Origin of the sequence: Blastococcus sp. TML/M2B, from assembly GCF_016612865.1 — a bacterium.
GTDB lineage: Bacteria > Actinomycetota > Actinomycetes > Mycobacteriales > Geodermatophilaceae > Blastococcus.
The window spans coordinates 251,482-273,026 of the sequence record NZ_JAENZZ010000002.1; the positions used below are offsets into that span (position 1 = coordinate 251,482).

Genomic DNA, 21,545 nt, shown 5'->3' on the forward strand with positions numbered 1-21,545 from the left:
CCTCGGCGGCGTCGGGGCGTGTCTCCGCACCCTGCCACACCGGACGCCCCGGGAGGCCTGCTCCACCGTGAGCGTCCGCCGTCTGGTCGGGCCCCGGCCCATCGGGCAGGCTGGCGGCGACCCGCCCGGTGGCGGGCAGCGGCAGGACGGAGATCCAGCATGTGGGCGCAGGCGCTGAGCGGGCCCTTCCGGTTCGAGCAGGTCGAGGTCCCGGCCCCCGATCCCGCGACCCTGCCCCCGCGGCACGTGCTGCTGGCCACCCGCGCCGGCGCCATCTGCGGCAGCGACCTGCCGAACGTCCGCGGCGGCCTGTGGCCGCACCCGGCCGCCGAGGACGGGTGGGGCGCCACGCGGGCCCCCGGCTTCCCGCTGCACGAGATCGTCGGGGAGGTCGTCGTCAGCCGGCACCCCGACCACTCCCCAGGCGACCTCGTCGTCGGCTGGGCGTCCATGTTCGACGGCATCGCCGAGCTGGTGGTCACCGACGGCGACGGCCTGGCCGGCTACGACGCCGGGCTGCCGGCCACCACCGCCGTGATGCTGCAGCCCCTGGCGTGCGTGCTCTACGCCGTCGAGCAGCTCGGCGACGCCTCGGGGCAGTCGGTGGCCGTCATCGGGCAGGGGCCCATCGGCCTGCTGTTCAGCCACGTCCTCAAGGCCCGCGGTGCGCGGCGCGTCACGGGCGTGGACCCGGTGGACCGCGCCGACGTCGCCGCGCTGTTCGGCGTGGACGAGACGGTCACCGCCCGCGCCGAGCGGTGGGCGGGGCGGCTGTCGGACGCCGACCGGCCGTCGGTCGTCGTGGAAGCGGTCGGCCACCAGATCTCCACGCTGGCGCCGGCCCTGGGCGCCGTCGCGTTCGGCGGGCAGGTCTTCTACTTCGGCGTCCCCGACGACCCGGTCTACCCGTTCGACATGATGACCTTCCTGCGCAAGAACCTGACCCTGCGCTCGGGCGTCGCCCTGGAGCGGCGGCGCGTGCTGGCCGACGCCGACCGCTACCTGGCCGAGCACCCGGAGCTGCGGGAGGGCTACGTCACCGCCGTCCACCCGGTCGGCGACGTGGAGGCGGCCTTCGGCGCGGCGCTCACCCCGCGCCCCGGGCAGCTGAAGATCGCGCTGGACATGGCCTGACCGGGCCTCCGGGTCAGCTCAGCCGGTAGCTCCAGCGGTACGTGCCGGGGCCGATCCGGTGCGGGGCGCTGACGTCCGGTCCGACCGGGCCCGAGCCGACGCCCCGGTGCCGGGCGTCGATCCAGAGGTAGGCGGAGTCGCGGGCCGGCAGGTCCTCCAGGTGGCCGGCGGCCGCCAGCTCCTCGTCGGTCCAGCGGCTCACCGTCACGTCCAGGTCGTCGAGCCCGTCCACGGTGAGGACGACGCGGTCGTCGGCGTCCAGGAAGCGCAGCACGCGCACCCCGGTGCGGTTGCCGCTGGCCTGCGGGTGCACGTAGGGCACGGGCCAGTCGTCGACCGCCGTGCGCCAGCGCCCGAACAGCGCGCCGGCCCGGCGGTCGGAGTAGTTCTCGTGCGGGCCGCGACCCAGCCAGTCCACCGCGACGACGCCCCGCGGCAGCTCGAGGCGGACCCCGACGCGCGGGATGTCGTCCCAGTCGTCGGGCACGGTCACCTCGTGGGTGACCCGGTCGCCGTCGGTCTCCGTCCGCAGCTCGACCCGCTCGTGCGCCGAGGGCAGCCCCAGCCGCTCCCACCGCTCGGCGTGCCGCGGCCCGTAGGTCTCGTTGTCGATCGGCGCCCGCCACAGCGCGAGCCGGGTCGGCAGGCTCACCGTCGGACCGGCGCCTGGCGGCTCCGCCTCCTCCGAGCGCGCCAGCTCGATCTGCCAGGACGCGACCGTGCCGACTCGCAGCGCCAGGTGCGCGACCTGGCGTCCGCGCAGCCGCAGCGGCGGGACGGGCACCCGGACGTCGCCGTGCGCACCGGGTGCCAGCGGAACGCGGCCGAACGTGCCGGCCGCGACCTGCTCGCCGTCGACGGTGACCGACCAGTCGACGTCGGCGACGTCGGCCAGGTCGGTGACGTCGTGCTTGTTGGTCAGCCGGACGCCCCCTCCCCCGGTCCAGGCGAAGCCCACCGGCTGCAGGACGTGCGCGAGCTCCAACAGGGCCGGGTGCGGGGTGCGGTCGGCGGCGACCACCCCGTTGAGGCAGAACGGGCCGTCGTGCGGGGTGTCGCCGAAGTCGCCCCCGTAGGCGAGCCGCTCGGTGCCGTCGGGCATCCGCTGCACGAGGGCCTGGTCGACCCAGTCCCAGACGAACCCGCCCTGCAGGCCGGGGTGCGCCTCGATCGCCGCCCAGTACCGGTCGAGGTCGCCTCCGGAGTTGTTCATGGCGTGCGCGTACTCGCACATGATCAGCGGCCGCTCGGGCAGCGCGACCGTCGTCGCCCACTCCTCCAGGTCCTCGATCGCGGGGTACATCGGCGGGACGACGTCGGTCTCCCGCCGCGGGGTGCGCCACGACTCCGGCGGGGTCAGCCCGCCGGCGAGCGCCGCCTCGAGGTAGCCGTTCTCGTAGTGCACGGGACGGGTGGGGTCGTAGGCCCGCAGCCACGCGGCGGCGTCCAGGATCGGCGCCCAGCCGCTCTCGTTGCCCAGCGACCACATCACGACGCACGGGTGGTTCTTGTCGCGCAGCGCCATGCGGGTGATCCGCTCCAGCACCGCCGGGCCCCACTCGCTCCCGGCGAGCAGGGAGCGCAGGTAGGCGTGCGTCTCCAGGTTCGCCTCGTCGACGACGTACATGCCGAGCTCGTCGCAGACGTCGTAGAGGTAGGGGTCGTTCGGGTAGTGCGACGTCCGCACCGCGTTGAGGTTGTGCGCCTTCATCAGCTCGACGTCCCGGCGCATCGCCGCCCGGCTGACCGTCTTGCCCGTCCGCGGGTCGTGGTCGTGCCGGTTGACGCCCTTGATCAGCACGGCCCGGCCGTTGACCAGCAGCTCGTGGCCGCGCACCTCGACCCGGCGGAACCCGACGCGCAGCCGCACCGCGTCCAGCACCGCGCCGTCGTCGTCCACCAGCTCGACCCGGAGCTCGTGCAGGTGCGGGTGCTCGGCCGACCACGCCGCCACGCCGGGGACCTCGGCGGAGACCGTCGCCCCGCGGCCGGTGAAGCGGTAGGCGTTGGTGGCGACGTCCGTCCGGTGCTCCCAGCGGGCGCGCGCCTCGCCCACCGGCTCGCCGTCCAGCAGCACCCGGAGCCGCGCCCCGTCGCTGCGCGCCTCGCCGGTGGTGGCGTGCACGGTGAGCAGACCGGTGCCGGTGGCGGGGTCGCGGTCGGCGACGGCGCGGACGTCGACGAGGTGCACCTGCGGGGTGCGGTAGAGCAGCACCGAGCGGTGCAGACCGGCGTGGTACCAGTGGTCCTGGTCCTCCAGGTAGCTGGCCGCCGACCAGCGGACGACGGTGAGCACCAGCTCGGACGGCCGGCCCGGGGTGAGCAGACCCGTGAGGTCGAACTCCTGGCCGAGACGGGAGTCGGTGCCCATGCCGACCGCCCGGCCGTCGAGCTCCACGTAGAGGACGGAGTCGGCACCGCCCACGTGCAGGACGACCCGCGATCCGGCCCAGTCCGCGGGGAGCTCGACCTGCCGGCGGTAGACGCCGGTGGGGTTGTCGGCCGGGACGCGCGGCGGAGGGCCCGGGAACGGCATCTGGATGTTCGTGTACTGCGGCCCGTCCCCGACGTCCTGCATGGTCCAGCAGCCCGGCACCTGCACGGTCGCCTCGGTGCGGACGGCCCCGCCGGGGCGGTCGAGCAGCGTGAACGACCACGTCCCGTCGAGGGACAGCACGTCGGCGCCCTCGCGGAGGAACGTCGTCATCGGGAGCCGGTTCAGCTGCACCGCCTCGGGCCGCGTCCAGGAGCGCGTCTCGAGCATGCGCGGGAGCCTAGGTGCCCGGCGGCTGTTCCGACGCGTGCAGGCCGAGCACCTCGCGGGCGAGCTCGGCCAGCGCCGCCTTGTCCTCGGCCAGGGCGGCCCGGCCGGCGTCCGTGGCGCGGCTACAGCCGCCGGGTGCGGCCGTCGACGACCAGCTGCCGGGAGGTGAGCAGCCCGTCGGCCTCCAGCCGGTGCAGGGTCGGGTAGAGCGTCCCGGGGCTGATCCGGTAGCCGTGCCGCGCCAGCTCCTCGGCCATCCAGGCGCCGTGGATCTCCTCCTCGGCGGCGTGGTGCAGGACGTGGATGCGCATCGCGCCCCGCTGGAACTCCCGCACGCCGCCCTCCTGTCCACGCCGTCGGCCCCGGTCCGGCAAGGGTAGGGCCGCTCAGCCCGGGGTCAGCCGCAGGCGGGCGGCCCGGTAGGCGACGCCCACGAGGACGACGGCGGCACCGCCGAGGACCGCCGACAACGGCAGCGTGGCCGCCAGCACCAGGCAGCCCAGCAGCCCGAGCACCTGCAGCGGGCGGGGGAAGCGGCGGTGCGCGCGGTCCTGGGTGAAGGCCGCGGCGTTCGCGACGCCGTAGTAGAGCAGCACGCCGAACGAGGAGAAGCCGATCGCGCTCCGCAGGTCGACGGTGAGCACGAGCAGGCAGACCAGCGCGGCCAGGGCCACCTCCGCGCGGTGCGGGACGGCGAAGCGCGGGTGCACGGCGGCCAGCACGCGCGGCAGGTCGCCCTCGCGCGCCATCGCCAGGCCGGTGCGCCCCACGCCGGCGATCAGCGCCAGCAGCGCGCCCAGGGACGCCGCGGCTGCCCCGACGCGCACGACCGGCTCGGCCCAGGCCCAGCCGCTGCCCGCGACCGCCGTCGCCAGCGGTGCGGACGAGCCGGCCACGCCGTCCGGCCCGAGGACGGCGAGCAGGGCGACGGCCACCACCGCGTAGACGGCGACCGCGATGCCGAGCGCCAGCGGGATGGCCCGCGGGATGGTGCGCCGGGGGTCGCGCACCTCCTCGCCCATCGTGGCGATCCGCGCGTAGCCGGCGAAGGCGAAGAACAGCAGCCCGGCCGACTGGAGCAGGCCGTGGACCCCACCGTCAGGTGCTGCCCAGCCCGACAGCCGCCCGGGGTCCGGGTCCCCGCCGACGAGAGAGGCGGTGACCGCCACGGCCAGCGCGACCAGCACTCCGGTCACGATGACCCGCGTGAGACGCGCGGTGCGGGTGACGCCGCGGTAGTTCACCGTCACCAGGCCGACCACAGCCGCGACGGCCACCGGCCGCTCCCACCCCGCCGGGGCGGTGTAGGCGGCGAAGGTCAGCGCCATCGCCGCGCAGCTGGCGGTCTTGCCGACGACGAACGACCAGCCGGCGAGGAACCCCCACCAGGGCCCGAGCCGCTCGCGGCCGTAGACGTAGGTGCCGCCGGAGACCGGGTACTGCGCGGCCAGCTGGGCCGAGGCGGTCGCGTTGCAGTAGGCGACGACGGCGGCGAGCGCCAGGCCGACGAGCAGCCCGGCGCCGGCGGCCTGCGCGGCCGGGGAGAACGCGGCGAACACCCCGGCGCCGAGCATCGAGCCCAGGCCGATGACCACCGCGTCGGTGGTCCCCAGGCGCCGGGACAGCTCCGGTCCGGTGCCCACCGCTCCCCCTCACCGTCGGTCGCCGCTCCGCCCCGGATCGCCATCCCGTCCGGCGTGGCGATGTCGGGTCCCGATGTCGGTTCACGATACCGGTGACACCGGGCGGAGCGTGCCGGACGCTGAGGGCATCCACGGGGCTCGGCCGACCCGGAGCACAGCAGCTGCGCCGCCGGTCGCGCCGTCGCCTCCCCCCGTCCCCGCACCGGAGGATCGGCCGTGACCGCAGCCGAGCAGTACGCCAGCGTCCGCTACGTCGTCACCGACGTGCAGGCGGCGATCGACTTCTACACCCAGCACCTGGGCTTCACGCTCCGGATGGACGCCGCACCGGCCTTCGCCGACGTGGTCCGCGGCCCGCTGCGGCTGCTGCTCTCGGGGCCGGCCAGCTCCGGTGCCCGGGCGACCCCCGCGGACGCCGCCACCCCGGGCCGCAACCGCATCCACCTGGTCGTCGACGACCTCGACGCCGAGATCGCCCGGCTGCAGGGCGCGACCTTCCGCAGCGACCCGGTCTCGGGCCCCGGCGGCCGGCAGATCCTGCTCGCCGACCCCGACGGCAACCTGGTGGAGCTCTTCCAGGCAGCGCGGCACCCGGCCGCGGCCACCCCGTAGCCGCACGCCGCGGGCTGCCGCGCCGGCGGAACACCGCGCGCGTCGAGCGGTTGGAGGAGGTGACCGCCCGACTCCACGGCAGGAAGAGGTCATCCCCGTGACCACGCTGGGCATCCTCGGCGCCGGCAAGGTGGGCACCGTGCTCGCCCGCCTCGCGCGCGCGGCCGGGTACGACGTGCTGATCGCCGGCTCCGGCGACCCGGCGCGGATCGCGCTGACCGTCGAGGTGCTCGTCCCGGGCGCGGTCGCCACCACCGCGGCCGAGGCGGCGCTGAAGTCCGACGTCGTCGTCCTCGCGCTCCCGCTCGGCAAGCACCGGGCCCTCCCGGTCGACGCGCTTGCCGGGAAGCTGGTCGTCGACGCGATGAACTACTGGTGGGAGGTCGACGGCGTCCGCGAGGACCTCACCGACCCGCGCACCTCCACCAGCGAGATCGTGCAGGCGTTCCTGCCGGCGTCCCGCGTGGTGAAGGCGTTCAACCACATGGGCTACCACGACCTCGAGGGCGGGGCCCGCCCCGCCGGCGCACCCGACCGGAAGGCGATCGCGCTCGCCGGGGACGAGGCCGCCCACCTCGACGCGGTCGCCCGCATCGTCTCCGACCTGGGCTTCGACCCCGTCGTCGCCGGCCCCCTGGCCGACGGCGTGCGCCTCGAGCCGGGCACCGAGCCCTTCGGTGCCGACGTCGACGCCGCCGAGCTGCGCGCCATGATCGACCGGTTCCCCGCCTCCGAGCGCGGCCGCGAGGTGCTCGCCGCCCGCGGGTGACCCCTCGCGCGGTCGGCGGCCCGACGGCGACACGGGAGCGCATCCGGTTCTGACGAACGGCCCGTGCCGTGCCACCCTCGGGGGGCCGCCGTCCACCGGCGCAGCCTCGTGGCGAGAATCACCAGGAGCCCGGTGGAGCGCCCGCCGCCCGACGAACCAGCTGAGAGGGACATCCAGATGCAGAGAGCCGAGCCCGCGGAACTGTTCGACCTGCGCATGAGCGAGGAGGCCCAGCCGCTCTACGAGCGCGTGGTCCGCTTCCTCGAGGACGTGGTCGCACCCATGCAGGAGGAGTTCCACCGGCTCGGCGAGGGCCGCGCCGACCGGTGGTCGTACGCGCCGGGTCAGCTCGAGGCGCTGGAGGGCGCCAAGGACAAGGCCAAGGAAGCCGGCCTGTGGAACTTCTTCCTCCCCAACTCCGAGGTCGGCGGCCTGAGCAACCTCGACTACGCCTACATCGCCGTCGAGCTCGGCAAGTACCCGCTCGGCTCGGAGGCGCTGAACTGCTCGGCGCCCGACACCGGCAACATGGAGGTGCTCGAGCGCGTGGGCACCCCGGAGCAGAAGGCCCGCTGGCTGGAGCCGCTGCTCAACGGCGAGATCCGGTCGGCCTTCGCCATGACCGAGCCCGACGTCGGCAGCTCCGACGCCAAGAACGTCCGGCTGCAGGCCGTGCGCGACGGCGACGAGTACGTCCTCAACGGCGAGAAGTACTACATCTCCGGGGCCGGCGACCCGCGCTGCAAGATCATGATCGTCATGTGCCAGACGAACCCGGACGCGCCGGTGCACCAGCAGCAGTCGCAGATCCTGGTGCCGATGGACACCCCGGGCGTCCAGGTGATGGAGCCGATGGAGGTGTTCGGCCGCGACGACGCCCCGCACGGGCACATGCGGATCCGGTTCACCGACGTGCGCGTGCCGGTCGAGAACATCCTGCTCGGCGAGGGCCGTGGCTTCGAGATCAGCCAGGTGCGCCTGGGCCCGGGCCGCATCCACCACTGCATGCGCGCCATCGGCCAGGGCGAGAAGGCACTGGAGCTGATGGTCCGCCGCGGCAAGTTCCGCGAGGCGTTCGGCAAGCCGATCCTGAACCTCGGCAAGAACATGGAGACGGTGTCCCGCGCCCGCATCGAGCTCGACGCGTGCCGGCTCATGGTGCTCAAGGCCGCCAAGGCGATGGACGTGCTGGGCAACGCCCAGGCCCGCGTCTACGTCTCCGCGGTGAAGGCGATGGTCCCGGAGAAGGTCTGCCAGATCATCGACCAGGCCATCCAGATCCACGGCGCCACCGGCGTCTCCCAGTGGACGCCGCTGGCCGGCATGTACGCCAGCCAGCGCACCCTCCGCCTGGCCGACGGCCCCGACGAGGTGCACCACTTCGTGGTCGCCCGCGCCGAGGCCGGCCGCTACAACGAGCCGGCCCCGGGCCGCTCGGAGTCCCGCGGCGAGGGCGTGTTCGCCGGTCCGTGATGCCGCCGCCCGCTCCGCGGGCAGCACGGCCGAACGCAGCGGGGCCCGGTCACCACACGGTGACCGGGCCCCGTCCCGCATCCGGGAGGCGGCGCGCCTCAGCGGCGCAGGCCGCTGCGCAGCTCGTCCAGGGCCTGCGCCAGGCCGACCCGGGGCGACCAGCCCCACCCGTGCGCGCGGTCGGTGAGCAGCCGCCCGGTCCACGCCGGCTCGTCGGTCCACTCCGGCTCGACGCCGAGCGCCTCGGCCACCGTGCCGATGTAGTCGCGCAGCGTCGCCGGCTCGCCCGCCACGATCACCGGGGTGGTCGCCCCGGCCACCGGGCCCCGCGCGGGGGCGTCGGCGGTCGCGATCGCGCCGGAGGCGACGTCGGCGATGAACGCGGCCAGGTCGTCGACGTGCACCCACGACCAGGTCTGGTCGGGATTGGCCCGGCGGTCGCCGGCCCCGATCGCCCGCGGTCGCAGCGTGTTCCAGACCGACGTCTCGCCGGCGCCGAGGATCGCGGGCGGGCGGACCAGCACGACGGTCAGCCCGTCGATCTCCGCGAGGGCGGCGTCGGTGGCGTTCTTGCTGTCGGGGTAGGCCCCGCTGCCCTCGGGCGCGAGCGCGCCGTCCTCGGCCACGTCGCCGAGATCGGTCGAGCGGTCGTAGACCGCCGCGGTGGAGACGTGCACCAGCCGGGCGACGCCGGCGTCGCGAGCGGCGCGGGCGAGGACCGCCGTCCCCTCGGCGCCGACCCGGTGCTGCACCTCCCGGGAGGAGGCCATGGGGTGCACCGTGGTGACGACGGCGTCGGCGCCGCGGGTCACCTCGCGCGCGAAGGACGCGTCGGCGAAGTCGCCGACCGCCTCCTCCACGCCGTCGAGGGCGGGCGCACCGCCCGGCCGGCGGACGACGGCGCGCACGCGCGCTCCGCGGTCGGCGAGGGCCCGGCACACCGCGGTGCCCACCAGGCCGTTCGCACCGGTCACGACGACGACGGGGGTCTGCTCGGTCATGCCGCCACTGTGCCAGTGGCCGGCCCGGGTCACCCCTGGAGCGGTCGCTGCTCCGCGAGCCGGCCCGCGAACAGCGGCGGCAGGTAGCGAAGCATCAGCGCCGACCACACCGCGTGCGTGATCATCGGCGCCTGGATGCCCCCGGTGATGCGGCGCTGCTGCGCGAAGAGCAGCCCCATCGGCACGCTGGCCAGCACGAGCGCCGGGTTGCGGGTGGCCGTGGTGGCCAGGCCGTACACCGCGGTCGACGTCAGCACCGGCCGCGGACCGGAGGCCGCGTACAGCGCACCGCGGAAGAACACCTCCTCGGCCACCCCGTTGGCCAGGGCCGTGGTGAGCACGAGCGGCCCGGATCCCTGATCCGCGTAGGTCAGCACCGAGCCGATCGCGCGGTCCAGGACGGGGATGCGGCGGGCCACCAGCGCCGCCGCGTAGAAGGCGCCGAAGGCGGCGACGCCGGAGGCCAGCGGGGTGAGCACCGGCCGGCGCAGCGTGTCCTCCGGGCCGAACATCCGGCCCAGGTGCAGCGGCCCGGACGCCAGCCCCCCGACCACCCAGGTGCCGGCGACGCCGAGGGTGAGCCCGTAGAAGCGGGGTGAGCCCGGCGGGGTCGACAGCGAGACGCCGAGCAGCGAGGCGCCGGCCACCGCGACCACGCCGGTCACCCGCCGCCGGCGCCGGAAGACCTCGTCGCTGTCCCAGTGCTGGCGGGGCACGATGCGCACCAGCGGTGCGGAGGCCCGGGCGAGCGCGGTCCGCAGCCCCCGCAGCGGCCGGCGGCCGGTCACCGGCGCGCCCCGCGGCTGAGCCACCCGCGGCGCCGCTCCCCCACCTGCTGCCGGCGTTCCCGCGCCCGCTCGACCAGGGCGGTCATCACCATCTCGTCGTAGTCCATCGGCTCGAACGGCACCACCGAGCGGATGGCGTCGTCGGTGACGACCACCTCGTTGGTCATCGAGTCGATCAGCGACCGGCCCGTGGTCACGTCGACGTCGGTGACGAAGGCCAGCCAGCGCGAGGACAGCTGCGGGCTGAGCAGCGGCACGGGGACGACGAACAGGTGCCGGTTCTGGATCTCGGCGATGCGGGTGAGCATCTGCAGGTAGGTGAGCACGTCCGGCCCGCCCACCTCGAACACCCGCCCCTCGGCCTCGGGGGCCTCGAGCACCCCGACCAGGTACCGGACGACGTCGGCGACCGCGATCGGCTGCGTCCGGGTGCTGACCCAGCGGGGCGTGACCATGGCGGGCAGGTGGGCCACCAGCTGGCGGGTCATCTCCCAGGACACCCCGCCGTGGCCGACCACGATGCCGGCGCGGAGCACGGTCACCGGCACGCCCGTGCCGCCCAGCAGCGTCTCCACCTCGCGGCGGCTGCGCAGGTGCCGGGAGAGCTCGTCGCCGTCCTGGCCGAGGCCGCCGAGGTAGATGATCCGGCCCACCCCGGCCGCGGCGGCGGCACGGGCGAACGCGCGGGCGGCGTCGGCGTCCTTGCGCTCGAAGTCGGGGTCGTCCAGCGAGTGCACGAGGTAGTAGGCGGCCGCGCACCCCTCGAGCGCGGTGCGCAACGAGGCCTCGTCCCCGACGTCGCCGGCCACAGGCGTGCCGGCGCCCCGGTACCGCTCGGGGCCGCCGGGTCATCGCCCGGACCTCGTGGCCGGCCTCCTCGAGGGCGGTGGCCAGCCTGCTGCCCACGAAGCCCGACGCGCCGGTGACCAGGATCCTCATGGGGACAGCCTCACCCGGACCGGCCGTCCCGGCGACCCGCGGGCTCCGGATACCGTGCTGGCCTCGGCGGACCCGCGCGGGGTCGGCCCCGTGCGAGCCGGAGGGCCCGTGCCCAGTTCCCTCGACGAGTCCTCGGCCGGGCAGCGCCGGGGCCGCCGCATCGCCATGTCCCCCGACGAGGTGGACGCCTTCCTCCGCGAGGAGCGGACCTGCCGCGTGGGCACGGTCGGCCCCGACGGCGCCGCGCACGTCTCGCCGCTGTGGTTCGTCTGGGACGGGACGGCGCTGTGGCTGCACTCGCTGGTCCGGGCGCAGCGCTGGGCGGACCTGCAGCGCGACCCCCGGGTGACCGTGCTGGTCGACGCGGGCGTGGAGTACACCGAGCTCCGCGGGGTCGAGTCTGTCCGGCCGCGCCGTCGTCGTCGGCGACGTGCCGTGGACGGGGCAGCCGGACCCTGCGCTGGACGAGCCGGTGCGGCTGTTCGGCGACAAGTACGCCGGTGGGCGGCTGCCCGCCGACAGCCGGCACGCCTGGCTGCGGATCGTCCCGGAGAAGCTGGTCAGCTGGGACTTCCGCAAGAGCTGACCGCTCCCGGAACCGTCAGGCGCCGGCGGCGGTCTCCAGCGCCCGGCGGGTGAGCAGCCGGGCGAGGTGCCGGCGGTAGTCGGCGTCGGCGTGCATGTCGGCCACCGGCGAGGTGCCCTGGTCGGCCAGGGCCGCGGCCTCGGCGATCGGGGCGCCGGCCGCGAGGGCCTCCTCGGTGGCCGTGGCCCGCAGGACCGTGCCGCCCATGTTGGCCAGGGCCACCCGGCCGTCGACGGCGGCCGCGGCGACGATCGGCCAGTCGTTGGCCCGCCGGGTGAACTTCTCGTAGCCCCACCCGAGGGTGCCGGTGCGCGGCACCCGCAGCTCGACGACGAGCTCGTCGGGCGACATCGCCGTCTCGAAGAAGCCGGTCCAGAACTCCGTCACCGGCACCTCCCGGCGCCCGCCGGGGCCCTGGAGGACGACGGTGCCCCCCAGCGCCAGCAGCGCGGTGGGCAGGTCCGACGCCGGGTCGCTGTGCGCCGTCGTCCCGCCGATCGTGCCGCGGTGCCGCACCTGAGGGTCGCCCACCAGGCCGGCGACGTGCGGCAGCAGCGGCACCTCGGCGCGGGCGACCTCGTCCCGCTCCAGCTCGTGGTGCCGGGTGCCCGCGCCGATCGCGACGACCGCGTCCGCGCCGTCCCCCTCGACGCGGACGTAGGACATCCCGGGGATGCCGCTGATGTCGACCAGCACCTCCGGGACGGCCAACCGCAGCTTCATCAGCGGCAGCAGCGAGTGCCCGCCGGCCAGCACCTTGGCGTCCTCGCCGTGCTCGGCGAGCGCGGCGAGCGCCTCCTCGACGGAGCCGACCCGGACGTACTCGAAGGGCGAGGGGATCACGCCTGCACCTCCTGCGCGCCCGGGACGCGGCCGGCGGCCGGGCCGGCCTGGGCCGCGGAACGGACCGCCCGCACGATGTTGTGGTAGCCGGTGCAGCGGCAGAGGTTGCCCTCCAGGCCCTCGCGGACCTCCCGGTCGGTCGGGTCGGGGTTGGCGGCCAGCAGGCCGACCGAGGCCATGACCATGCCCGGGGTGCAGAACCCGCACTGCAGGCCGTGCTCCTCGCGGAACGCCTTCTGCACCGGGTGCAGCTCGCCGTCGGCGCCGGCCAGGCCCTCGAGCGTGGTGACCTGGGCGCCGGCGGCCTGCACGGCCAGCACGGTGCAGGACTTCACGCTCAGCCCGTCGACGACGACCGTGCATGCGCCGCAGGACGTCGTGTCGCAGCCGATGTTGGTCGCCTTGAGCCCGCACACCTCGCGCAGGTAGTGCGCGAGCAGGAGGCGCGGTTCCACCTCGTCGGTGCGCTGCTCGCCGTTCACGGTGATGGAGACCTGCATCGGTTGCCCTCCTGGGCGGCGGTCGGTGCGTGGTGCCGGGGTTCGAGGTCTACACCCTGCGACCGGCGGGACACCACCTGGCACCGCGTGTTGCGGGCCGGACCTTGCACGACGACGGGATCGGTGCGAGGTTGCCGGGCGACGCGTTCCTCGGCGGCAGGAGACCCTGGTGGAGATGACGGACGGCCCGAGCGACGTGCTGCCGCGGGGCAGCATCCTCGGCACCCGGGTGCTGCGCACCGAGGACCCGGGGTTCCTCACCACCGGCGCGGTCTACACCGACGACCTGGTCGACGAGCGGCTGGCCGGCGCCGTCCACGTGACGTTCGTGCGCTCGCCGGCGGCGCACGCCCGGATCACCGGCATCGACACCTCGGCCGCCGAGGGCATGCCGGGCGTCGTCGCCGTCCTCACCGGCGAGGACCTCGACGCGCCCGAGCAGCGCGCGGCGATGCCGATGTACCCGAAGCCCATGGCGCAGCCGCTGCTGGCCCGCGACACCGTCCGCTTCGTGGGCGAGCCGGTCGCGGTCGTGCTCACCGAGGAGCTGTACCAGGGCGAGGACGCCGCCGAGCTGGTCAGCGTCGACTACGAGCCGCTGCCGGTCGTCGTCGACCCGAAGGCGGCGCTCGACGGCGAGGTGCTGCTGTTCCCCGAGGCGGGCACGAACGTCTGCTTCGCCGGCCCCGCGAAGCCCGCCGACGCCGACCCCTTCGACGGCTGCGAGGTCGTCGTCACCCAGGAGATCCTCAACCAGCGGGTCGCCGTGGCGCCGCTGGAGGTGCGCGCCGCCGCCGCCGCGTGGGGCGAGGACGGCCGGCTGACGCTGTGGCTGCCCAACCAGGGCGCCCAGGGCAGCCTGCGGGCGGCCCGCGGCCTGCTGGGACTGCCCGCCGACCAGGTGCGTGTCATCACCCCCGACGTCGGCGGCGCGTTCGGCGGCAAGTTCGGCGCCGACCCCGAGCACGCCGTCGTGGCCCTGGTCGCCCGGCACGTCGGCCGGCCGGCCACCTGGGTGGAGACCCGCTCCGAGAACATGCTGGGGATGACCCACGGCCGGGCCCAGGTGCAGACCGTGACCATCGGCGGCGACCGGGACGGCCGGATCCGCGCCTACCGGCTGCACGTGCTCCAGGATGCCGGCGCCTACCCGAAGATGGGCGCGCTGCTGCCCACGCTGACCCTGCTCATGGCCCCCGGCGTCTACGACATCCCGGTGCTGGAGACCTCCTTCCAGAGCGTCGTCACCAACACCACGCCGATCGGCGCCTACCGCGGCGCGGGCCGGCCCGAGGCCACCGCGGCCATCGAGCGGGCCGTCGACCTGTTCGCCGCCGAGCTCGGCATGGACCCCGCCGAGGTGCGCCGGAAGAACCTGGTCGCCCCGTTCACCGAGCCGTGGATGAGCAAGGGCGGTGCCCTCTACGACTCCGGCGACTACCCGGCGGCCCTGGACGCCGTGCTCGAGGCCGCGGGCTACGGCGACCTCCGGGCGGAGCAGGCGGCCCGGCGCGAGCGCGGCGACGTCCGCCAGCTGGGGGTGGGCCTCTCGGTCTACGTGGAGATCACCGGCGCGGGCTCCGAGGCCGGGGACCCCAACGAGGCCGCGGTCGTCGAGGTGCACCCCGACGGGTCGGCGACGATCCTCACCGGCACCTCGCCGCACGGGCAGGGGCACTCCACCGCCTGGGCGATGCTGGCCAGCGAGGAGCTCGGCATCCCGGTCGAGCGGATCACCGTGCGCTGGGGCGACACCGACCTGATCCCGAAGGGCGGCGGCACCGGCGGTTCCCGCAGCCTCCAGCTGGGCGGGGCGTCGGTGCGCCAGGCCGCCGGCGAGCTGGTCGAGCTGGCCCGCCAGCGGGCGGCCCAGGAGCTGGAGGTCGACCCCGCCGACCTCGTCGTCGACCGGGAGCTCGCGGGCCTGCGCGTCGCCGGCGTCCCGGGTGCGTCGGTCTCCTTCGCCGCGCTGGCGGAGAAGGAGCGGTTGTTCGTCCGCAGCGTGTTCACCGCGCCGGGCGCCACGTACCCGTTCGGCGCGCACGTCGCCGTCGTCGAGGTCGACGTCGAGTCGGGCAAGGCCGAGCTGGTGCGGCTGGTCGCGCTGGACGACGCCGGGGTCATCCTCAACCCGCTGCTCGCCGAGGGGCAGCGGCACGGCGGCCTGGCCCAGGGTGCGGCACAGGCGCTGCTGGAGGAGATCCTCTACGACGCCGACGGCAACCCGACGACGTCGACGTTCGCCGACTACCCGATCGTCTCGGCCACCGAGCTGCCCTCGTTCGAGCTGGTCGCCAGCGAGACCCCGACCAGCTACAACCCGCTCGGCGCCAAGGGCATCGGCGAGGCCGGCACCATCGGCGCCACCCCGGCGGTGCAGAACGCGGTCATCGACGCCGTCGCCCACCTCGGCGTCCGGCACGTCGACATGCCGACGACGCCGATGCGCATCTGGCGGGCGGTGCAGGCCATCCGTCGGCTGATCCCGCCGACGAGGCGAACGCCGCGTGCGTGATCACCACGCACCCGCGGTCGTTCCAGCGTCTGCGAGGCGACCCTCAGCGAGGGCTGATCACGGATCGGCGGCGCTCGGGGCGTCCGGTGCCGGTCGCCGCCGCGTCAGGCGTCGGTGCCCAGCCGGTACAGCGCGGTGTGGTGCACCTGGAAGACCGGCTGGTCGCCGGCGAGGACCAGCGCGTCGTAGCGGACCTCGTCGTGCCGGCCCCGGCGGCCGACGTGCGTGACGCGGCCGTGCGTCGTGAGCACCACGGGCAGGCGGGCGATGCCGAGGAAGCGGCAGTCGCTCGCGGTGTGGATCCACGGCCCCAGGGCCACGTTCTGCATCAGCAGCCGGTGGACCGCCTTCATCAGCATCCCCGGGTGCGCCCAGCCGTTCTCCCGGTACAGCGTCAGGGGCTCCCCGATCGCGTCGAGGTACCACTCGTTCCGCTCGACGGTGCACAGCTCCGCGACGCTGCCGAACGGCCCCACGACCGGGTCCGCCACCAACCCGGGACCGGCCGGCACCTCCGTGAAGCCGGTGAGGTCGGGCCGGTCCGCCGACGGTTGCGCCGAGCCGACGCAACGCACCTCGCCGTCCGGGCCGGTGGCGGTGAGCCGGCCGTCGGCCAGCTCGACGAGCAGCTCCTCGCCGTCGTAGACGGGACGGCGGAAGCGCACGTCCACCCGTCCCTCGGACAGCCACTGCTCGCCCCACCCGGTCACGAGCGGCGTGGTCATGCGGGCGAACAGCTCCACGCCGGGGACCAGCGCGCCGGAGAAGCCGAGCTGCCGGGCGACGCCGTCCTCGTGGATCTTGTTGGCGGCCTCCTCGACGACACGGGCGACGAACCGGTGCGGCGCGGGGGCGTCCATCAGCCGGCGCTCTCCACCAGCCGGGGAAACGCCGGCCCGTGGGTGGTCAACCGGACGCTCTCGGGGAGCGCCCGCAGCGCCGCGAGCAGCGCGGGCGGGAGCTCCGCGCTCACGTCGGTGACGACGTAGCCGAACTCGCCGCGGGTGGCCAGCACCTGGCCGTCGACGTTGAGCCCGTGCTCCCCCACCAAGGCGTCGACCCGCGCCAGGACGCCGGGCACGTTCCGGTGCAGCAGCCCGAACCGCTGCGCCGAGCGGCCGTGCAGCGCGACCGTGGGCAGGTTGACGCTCAGCGTCGTCGTCCCCGCGCCGACGTAGTCGGCCAGCTTGCCCGCGACGAAGCGGCCGATGTCGTGCTGGGCCTCCTGGGTGGACCCGCCGACGTGCGGGGTGAGGATGACGTTGGGCAGCCCCCGGAGCGCGGAGTCGAAGGGGTCGCCCTGCTCGGCGGGCTCCTCCGGGAAGACGTCGACGGCGGCCCCGGCGATGTGCCCGCTGAGGATGTTCTCGCGCAGCGCCTCGTGGTCGACGACGAAGCCGCGGGACAGGTTGAGGAACAGGCTGCGCGGGCGCATGCGGGCGAACTGCTCGGCGCCGAACAGCCCGGCGTTGCCGCCCCGGCCGTCGACGTGCAGCGTCACCGCCTCCGCCCGCTCGAGCAGCTCGTCCAGGCTGCCGCACTTCTCCGCGTTGCCGAGGGCCAGCTTGTCCTCGAGGTCGTAGTAGACGACCCGCATGCCCAGCGCCTCGGCCAGCACCGACAGCTGGCTGCCGATGTTGCCGTAGCCCACGATGCCGAGCGTCCGGCCGCGGATCTCGTGGCTGCCCGCCGCCGACTTGTCCCAGGTGCCGGCGTGCAGCGCCTTGTCCCGGTCGAGCAGCCGCCGGGCCAGGCTGATGATCTCGGCGATCGCCAGCTCGACCACGCTGCGGGTGTTGGAGTAGGGCGCGTTGAAGACGGCGACGCCGGCGGCCGCGGCGGCGGCGAGGTCGATCTGGTTGGTGCCGATGCAGAAGGCCCCCACCGCGACCAGCTCGGGGCGCTGCCGGAACACCTCGGCGGACACCTGGGTCTTCGACCGGATGCCGAGCAGCGTGATCCCGTCGAGGGCGTCGATCAGCTCGGGTTCGGCCAGCGCACCGCGCCGGGACTCGACCTCGAACCCGGCGGCGGTCAGCAGCTCGACCGCGACCGGGTCGATGTTCTCGAGCAGCAGGGCTCTGGGCATGCACCCGAACCTAGCGGCGTCAGGCGAAGCGGTGCGCGGCGGCCGACTGGAGGCCCAGCTCCTCGATGGAGACCTCCCGCATCTCGACCTTGCGGATCTTGCCGGTCACCGTCATCGGGAACTCGTCGACGACCTTCACGTAGCGGGGCACCTTGTAGTGCGCGAGCCGGCCGGCGCAGAACTCCCGCAGCGCCTCGGCGGTGAGCGGTTCGGCGCCCTCGCGCAGCCGCACCCACGCCATGAGCTCCTCCCCGTACCGCTCGTCGGGGACGCCGATCACCTGGGCGTCGACGACGTCGGGGTGGGTGTAGAGGAACTCCTCGATCTCGCGCGGGTACACGTTCTCCCCGCCGCGGATCACCATGTCCTTGATCCGGCCGACGATGTTCAGGTAGCCCGCCTCGTCCATGACGGCGAGGTCGCCGGTGTGCATCCACCGGGCGGCGTCGATGACCTCGGCGGTCTTCTCCGGCTCGTCCCAGTAGCCGAGCATCACCGAGTAGCCGCGGGTGCAGAACTCGCCGGGTTCGCCGCGCGGCACGGTCAGCCCGGTCGCGGGGTCGACGACCTTCACCTCCAGGTGCGGGTGCACCCGGCCGACGGTCGCGGTCCGGCGGTCTAGGTCGTCGTCGGCACCGGTCTGGGTGGACACCGGCGAGGTCTCGGTCATGCCGTAGCAGATGGTCACCTCGGTCATCCCCATCTCGCTGACCACCCGCTTCATCACCTCCACCGGGCACGGGGAGCCGGCCATGATCCCCGTGCGCAGGGTGGACAGGTCGTAGTCGGCGAAGTCCGCCAGGCCCAGCTCGGCGATGAACATGGTCGGGACGCCGTAGAGCGAGGTGCAGCGCTCCTCCTGCACGGCCCTCAGCGTCAGCGCCGGGTCGAAGCCGGGGGCCGGGATGACCATCGTCGCCCCGTGCGAGGTCGCCCCCAGGTTGCCCATCCCCATGCCGAAGCAGTGGTAGTAGGGCACCGGGATGCAGACCCGGTCGGCCTCGGTGTAGCCGCAGCCCTCGCCGACGAAGAAGCCGTTGTTGAGCAGGTTGTGGTGGGTGAGCGTGGCGCCCTTCGGGAAGCCGGTCGTCCCGGACGTGTACTGGATGTTGATCGGGTCGTCGGCCGACAGCTGCGCCTCCCGCTCGGCCAGCAGCCCGCGGTCCGCCGCCCGGCCGGTCGCCAGCAGCTGCTCCCACTCCGGGCTCCCGAGGAACACCACCTCGCGCAGCTCGGGGCACTCGCCGCGCACCTCGGCGACCATCGCGCGGTAGTCGCTGGTCCTGAACTCCGGCGCGGACACCAGCACCGAGATGCCCGCCTGCTTCAGCACGTAGGCCAGCTCGTGCGTCCGGTAGGCGGGGTTGATGTTGACCAGCACCGCGCCGATCTTCGCCGTCCCGTACTGGACGAACACCCACTCGGCGCAGTTCGGCGCCCAGATGCCGACCCGGTCGCCCTTCCGCACCCCGAGGGCGTCGAGCCCGAGCGCGCAGGCGTCGACGTCGGCGACCAGCTGGGGGTAGCTCCAGCGACGGCCGGTGGCGCACTCCACCAGCGCCTCGTGCTCGCCGACGCGGGCCGCGGTGCGGTCGAGGTTCGCGCCGATCGTGTCGCCCAGCAGCGGCACGGCGGAGGTCCCGCTGCTGTAGGAGGGGACCGCGGGGCTCGGCTGGGACACGTCCTACCTCCGGTGCGGTGGGTGCGGCGCGGAGCGGCCCGTTCCCGGGTCGACGCATTGTGGGCCGGACGCGTGCACGCCGTCCAGGGCGGCGGCCCGGCCGGTCCCGGTGCGCTCCACGACGGCTCCAGCGGTTCCCGAGCGCCGCGCGCCATGGTCTGCCCGCTCGGGTGCGGACCACCTGCCCGCACCCGCCCGGACGAGGAGAACGCGCATGACCTGCACGCAGCACCGCCTGGGAGCCGCGCGGGCGACGGCGCGACCGCGCTGATCGACCTGCGCTACGACGTGCCGGTCACCGAGGCGGGGGCCTGGCGATCGCGATCCTCATCGGCGCGACCCTGGTCCGGCTGGTGCTGGTGCCGGCGACGTGGCGCTGCTGGGCTCCCGGAACTGGTGGCTCCCGGGCTGGCTGGACCGGCTGCTCCCCCCACCTGGACCTCGAGCCGGTCACCTCCGAGCCGCTCGTGCCGGCAGACGTGCCCGACGACGAGCCGCCGCCGCGGGTGCCGGAGGCCGCGGGCGCCCGCTGACGCCCGGGCCGGACGCCCCGCGCCGATGCCGGCGCGGGGCGTCCGTCGTGGGTCGCGCGGGCCGTCAGACGGGCGCGGTCTCCGGCAGGAGGGCGCGCAGGTGCGCGGCGATCTCCGCCCGGAACCGGGCACCGGAGAGGACGACGCCGACCATCGAGAGCGAGGTGTGCGTGTGCCCGTGGGCGTTCACGTGCTCGACCGGGACGCCGGCCGCGCGCAGCGCCTCGGCGTAGGCGATGCCCTCGTCCCGCAGCGGGTCGAACTCGGCGGTGACGACGATCGCGGGCGGGAGGTCGTCGAGCCGGCCGCGCAGCGGCGAGGCCGCGGGCTCGCTGCGCCGGTCCTCGTCGCAGTAGTGGTCCCAGAAGTAGCGCATCACGCCGGCGGTGAGCACGTAGCCCTCGGCGTTCTCCCGGTAGGACCCCGTCGCCATGGTCGAGTCGGTGACCGGCGTGATCAGCAGCTGCCCGCGCAGCGCGGGGCCGCCCGCGTCCCGGGCCCGCTGGGCGACGACGGCCGCGAGGTTGGCCCCGGCGCTCCAGCCGGCGACCACCAGTTGGTCCGGGAGGCCGCCGAGCTCGCCCGTGTGCGCGGCCACCCAGTGCAGCGCCGCCTCCGCGTCCTCGACGGCCGCCGGGTAGCGCGCCTCGGGGCCGTGCCGGTAGTCCACCGACACGACGACCGCGTCGGCGCGCACGCAGAGGTCACGGCACAGCGGCTCGTCGGACACCTGGTCGCCGATCACCCACCCGCCGCCGTGGAAGTACAGGACGACCGGGTGCGGCCCGGGCGAGGCCGGCCGGAACAGCCGGTAGGCGAGGTCGCCGGCCGGGCCGAGCAGCACGCCGTCGCGGACCTCGCCGACGTCGGGCCCCTGCGGGCGGTCGGCGTTGAGCGTGTCCATGAAGGCGCGCAGCTGCTCGGGCGGCATCGACTCCAGCGGCGGCAGGTCCAGCTGCGCCATGGCCTCCAGCACCGCGCTCACGTCGGGCTGCAGCCGGCGCACCACGCCGTCGGTGCACCGCTCGCCGTCCGGCCCGGACATCCGGAAGCCGAGGTAGTCCCGCTCGCGCACCTCGTCGGCCACCGCCCGGTAGCCGTCGACGCCCCCGATGTAGGGGTAGAAGACGCGCGGCTTGCCGGGCACGTTGGCGCCCATGTACCAGGAGTTCGCGGTCGGGTGCAGCGTGATCGCGGCGCAGTCGGCCGCGTGCCGGTTCCAGCCCTCCTCGGCCTGCGGGGTCGGCTCGATCGTCGTCATCCCCCGGTCGCGCAGGTCGATGAGGCAGTCGGCCACCCAGTCGACGTGCTGCTCGATGGAGACGGCCATGTTGGACAGCACCGACGGGCTGCCGGGCCCGGTGATGGCGAAGAAGTTCGGGAACCCCGTCGTCATGAGCCCGAGGTAGGTCGAGGGCCCGTCGGCCCACTTCTCCGCCAGCGTTCCGCCGTCGCGACCGGTGATGTCGACGTTCACCAGCGCGCCGGTCATGGCGTCGAAGCCGGTCGCGTAGACGATCGCGTCGATCTCGACGGACTCCTCGGTCGTCTCGATGCCGGTCTCGGTGATGGTGGTGATCGGCGTCGTCCGCAGGTCGACCAGGCGCACGTGCGGCAGGTTGAACGTCGCGTAGTAGCCGGTGTCCAGGCAGGGACCGCTTGGTGCCGAAGTAGT

General features: G+C 74.9%; 17 protein-coding genes and 3 pseudogenes. 7 read left to right on the forward strand and 13 right to left on the reverse strand.

Annotated features, from left to right (window positions below; genetic code table 11):
- The first annotated feature begins 159 nt into the window (after positions 1–159).
- The gene (locus JKP75_RS09815) at positions 160–1,134 is read left to right on the forward strand and encodes a zinc-binding dehydrogenase (protein ID WP_200491603.1); all 975 of its coding nucleotides are present in this window, start codon (positions 160–162) and stop codon (positions 1,132–1,134) included.
- Positions 1,135–1,147: 13 nt separating this feature from the next.
- On the opposite strand, the gene JKP75_RS09820 is transcribed toward JKP75_RS09815, so the two are convergent.
- The 3 genes from JKP75_RS09820 to JKP75_RS09830 form a co-directional block, all read right to left on the reverse strand.
- Positions 1,148–3,898: a glycoside hydrolase family 2 TIM barrel-domain containing protein gene (locus JKP75_RS09820; protein WP_200491602.1), complete on the reverse strand. Its 2,751-nt coding sequence runs from the start codon at positions 3,896–3,898 to the stop codon at positions 1,148–1,150.
- 122 nt (positions 3,899–4,020) lie between these two features.
- Positions 4,021–4,233, reverse strand: a complete 213-nt coding sequence (locus tag JKP75_RS23395; RefSeq protein ID WP_200493020.1) for a PadR family transcriptional regulator — start codon at positions 4,231–4,233, stop codon at positions 4,021–4,023.
- A gap of 51 nt (positions 4,234–4,284) precedes the next feature.
- Positions 4,285–5,541 (reverse strand): APC family permease, encoded by a 1,257-nt coding sequence (locus JKP75_RS09830; RefSeq protein ID WP_200491600.1) that lies wholly within the window; start codon positions 5,539–5,541, stop codon positions 4,285–4,287.
- Positions 5,542–5,757: 216 nt separating this feature from the next.
- On the opposite strand from JKP75_RS09830, the gene JKP75_RS09835 reads away from it, so the two are divergent.
- The 3 genes and pseudogenes from JKP75_RS09835 to JKP75_RS09845 all read left to right on the forward strand — a co-directional run bounded on the left by JKP75_RS09835 (position 5,758) and on the right by JKP75_RS09845 (position 8,395).
- A complete protein-coding gene (locus JKP75_RS09835; protein ID WP_200491599.1) occupies positions 5,758–6,153 on the forward strand; it encodes a VOC family protein in 396 nt (131 codons plus the stop codon).
- Positions 6,154–6,241: 88 nt separating this feature from the next.
- Positions 6,242–6,922, forward strand: a pseudogene (locus tag JKP75_RS09840) (NADPH-dependent F420 reductase); the annotation flags it as partial.
- Positions 6,923–7,099: 177 nt separating this feature from the next.
- Positions 7,100–8,395, forward strand: a complete 1,296-nt coding sequence (locus tag JKP75_RS09845; protein WP_200491597.1) for an acyl-CoA dehydrogenase family protein — start codon at positions 7,100–7,102, stop codon at positions 8,393–8,395.
- 98 nt (positions 8,396–8,493) lie between these two features.
- Here the strand turns inward: JKP75_RS09845 and JKP75_RS09850 are convergent, their stop codons facing one another.
- From JKP75_RS09850 to JKP75_RS21125, 4 genes and pseudogenes are all read right to left on the reverse strand, one after another.
- Complete coding sequence (locus tag JKP75_RS09850; protein WP_200491596.1) at positions 8,494–9,396, reverse strand: NAD(P)-dependent oxidoreductase; 903 nt, start codon at positions 9,394–9,396, stop codon at positions 8,494–8,496.
- A 29-nt stretch (positions 9,397–9,425) separates the two neighbouring features.
- Positions 9,426–10,208 (reverse strand): CPBP family intramembrane glutamic endopeptidase, encoded by a 783-nt coding sequence (locus JKP75_RS09855; RefSeq protein WP_309229987.1) that lies wholly within the window; start codon positions 10,206–10,208, stop codon positions 9,426–9,428.
- Entirely contained in the window at positions 10,181–10,993 is an 813-nt protein-coding gene (locus tag JKP75_RS09860) for an NAD(P)H-binding protein (RefSeq protein ID WP_309229725.1), read from the reverse strand. The genes JKP75_RS09855 and JKP75_RS09860 overlap by 28 nt, the downstream gene beginning before the upstream one ends.
- A 61-nt stretch (positions 10,994–11,054) precedes the next feature.
- A pseudogene (locus tag JKP75_RS21125) lies at positions 11,055–11,123 on the reverse strand (NAD-dependent epimerase/dehydratase family protein); the annotation flags it as partial.
- 165 nt (positions 11,124–11,288) lie between these two features.
- On the opposite strand from JKP75_RS21125, the pseudogene JKP75_RS24510 reads away from it, so the two are divergent.
- Positions 11,289–11,477 (forward strand): annotated as a pseudogene (locus JKP75_RS24510) (pyridoxamine 5'-phosphate oxidase family protein); the annotation flags it as partial.
- A gap of 76 nt (positions 11,478–11,553) precedes the next feature.
- The gene (locus JKP75_RS21130; protein ID WP_242473279.1) at positions 11,554–11,709 is read left to right on the forward strand and encodes a hypothetical protein; all 156 of its coding nucleotides are present in this window, start codon (positions 11,554–11,556) and stop codon (positions 11,707–11,709) included.
- Between the two features lie 15 nt (positions 11,710–11,724).
- On the opposite strand, the gene JKP75_RS09870 is transcribed toward JKP75_RS21130, so the two are convergent.
- Positions 11,725–12,552, reverse strand: coding sequence for a xanthine dehydrogenase family protein subunit M (locus tag JKP75_RS09870; RefSeq protein ID WP_200491594.1), 828 nt, complete (start codon positions 12,550–12,552; stop codon positions 11,725–11,727).
- Positions 12,549–13,052: a (2Fe-2S)-binding protein gene (locus JKP75_RS09875; protein ID WP_200491593.1), complete on the reverse strand. Its 504-nt coding sequence runs from the start codon at positions 13,050–13,052 to the stop codon at positions 12,549–12,551. The genes JKP75_RS09870 and JKP75_RS09875 overlap by 4 nt, the downstream gene beginning before the upstream one ends.
- 175 nt (positions 13,053–13,227) lie before the next feature.
- On the opposite strand from JKP75_RS09875, the gene JKP75_RS09880 reads away from it, so the two are divergent.
- Positions 13,228–15,567 carry a xanthine dehydrogenase family protein molybdopterin-binding subunit gene (locus JKP75_RS09880; RefSeq protein ID WP_200493022.1) on the forward strand — a complete coding sequence of 780 codons (2,340 nt, stop codon included), beginning with the start codon at positions 13,228–13,230 and terminating at the stop codon, positions 15,565–15,567.
- 104 nt (positions 15,568–15,671) lie between these two features.
- On the opposite strand, the gene JKP75_RS09885 is transcribed toward JKP75_RS09880, so the two are convergent.
- The 4 genes from JKP75_RS09885 to JKP75_RS21135 form a co-directional block, all read right to left on the reverse strand.
- Positions 15,672–16,427: a hypothetical protein gene (locus tag JKP75_RS09885; RefSeq protein ID WP_200491592.1), complete on the reverse strand. Its 756-nt coding sequence runs from the start codon at positions 16,425–16,427 to the stop codon at positions 15,672–15,674.
- On the reverse strand, positions 16,427–17,656 hold the full coding sequence (serA, locus tag JKP75_RS09890) for a phosphoglycerate dehydrogenase (RefSeq protein WP_200491591.1): 1,230 nt from the start codon (positions 17,654–17,656) through the stop codon (positions 16,427–16,429). Before serA ends, JKP75_RS09885 begins: the two co-directional genes overlap by 1 nt.
- Positions 17,657–17,675: 19 nt before the next feature.
- Positions 17,676–19,337 (reverse strand): AMP-binding protein, encoded by a 1,662-nt coding sequence (locus JKP75_RS09895; protein WP_200491590.1) that lies wholly within the window; start codon positions 19,335–19,337, stop codon positions 17,676–17,678.
- 597 nt (positions 19,338–19,934) lie between these two features.
- Positions 19,935–21,479, reverse strand: a complete 1,545-nt coding sequence (locus JKP75_RS21135; RefSeq protein ID WP_309229726.1) for an alpha/beta hydrolase — start codon at positions 21,477–21,479, stop codon at positions 19,935–19,937.
- Positions 21,480–21,545 lie beyond the last annotated feature (66 nt).

Coding starts and splice junctions, on each gene's coding strand:
- JKP75_RS09880 (WP_200493022.1), top strand. CDS start 13,228: ATGACGGACGGCCCGAGCGACGTGCTGCCGCGGGGCAGCATCCTCGGC.
- JKP75_RS09885 (WP_200491592.1), bottom strand. CDS start 16,427: ATGGACGCCCCCGCGCCGCACCGGTTCGTCGCCCGTGTCGTCGAGGAG.
- JKP75_RS09875 (WP_200491593.1), bottom strand. CDS start 13,052: ATGCAGGTCTCCATCACCGTGAACGGCGAGCAGCGCACCGACGAGGTG.
- serA (WP_200491591.1), bottom strand. CDS start 17,656: ATGCCCAGAGCCCTGCTGCTCGAGAACATCGACCCGGTCGCGGTCGAG.
- JKP75_RS09845 (WP_200491597.1), top strand. CDS start 7,100: ATGCAGAGAGCCGAGCCCGCGGAACTGTTCGACCTGCGCATGAGCGAG.
- JKP75_RS09850 (WP_200491596.1), bottom strand. CDS start 9,396: ATGACCGAGCAGACCCCCGTCGTCGTCGTGACCGGTGCGAACGGCCTG.
- JKP75_RS09820 (WP_200491602.1), bottom strand. CDS start 3,898: ATGCTCGAGACGCGCTCCTGGACGCGGCCCGAGGCGGTGCAGCTGAAC.
- JKP75_RS09815 (WP_200491603.1), top strand. CDS start 160: ATGTGGGCGCAGGCGCTGAGCGGGCCCTTCCGGTTCGAGCAGGTCGAG.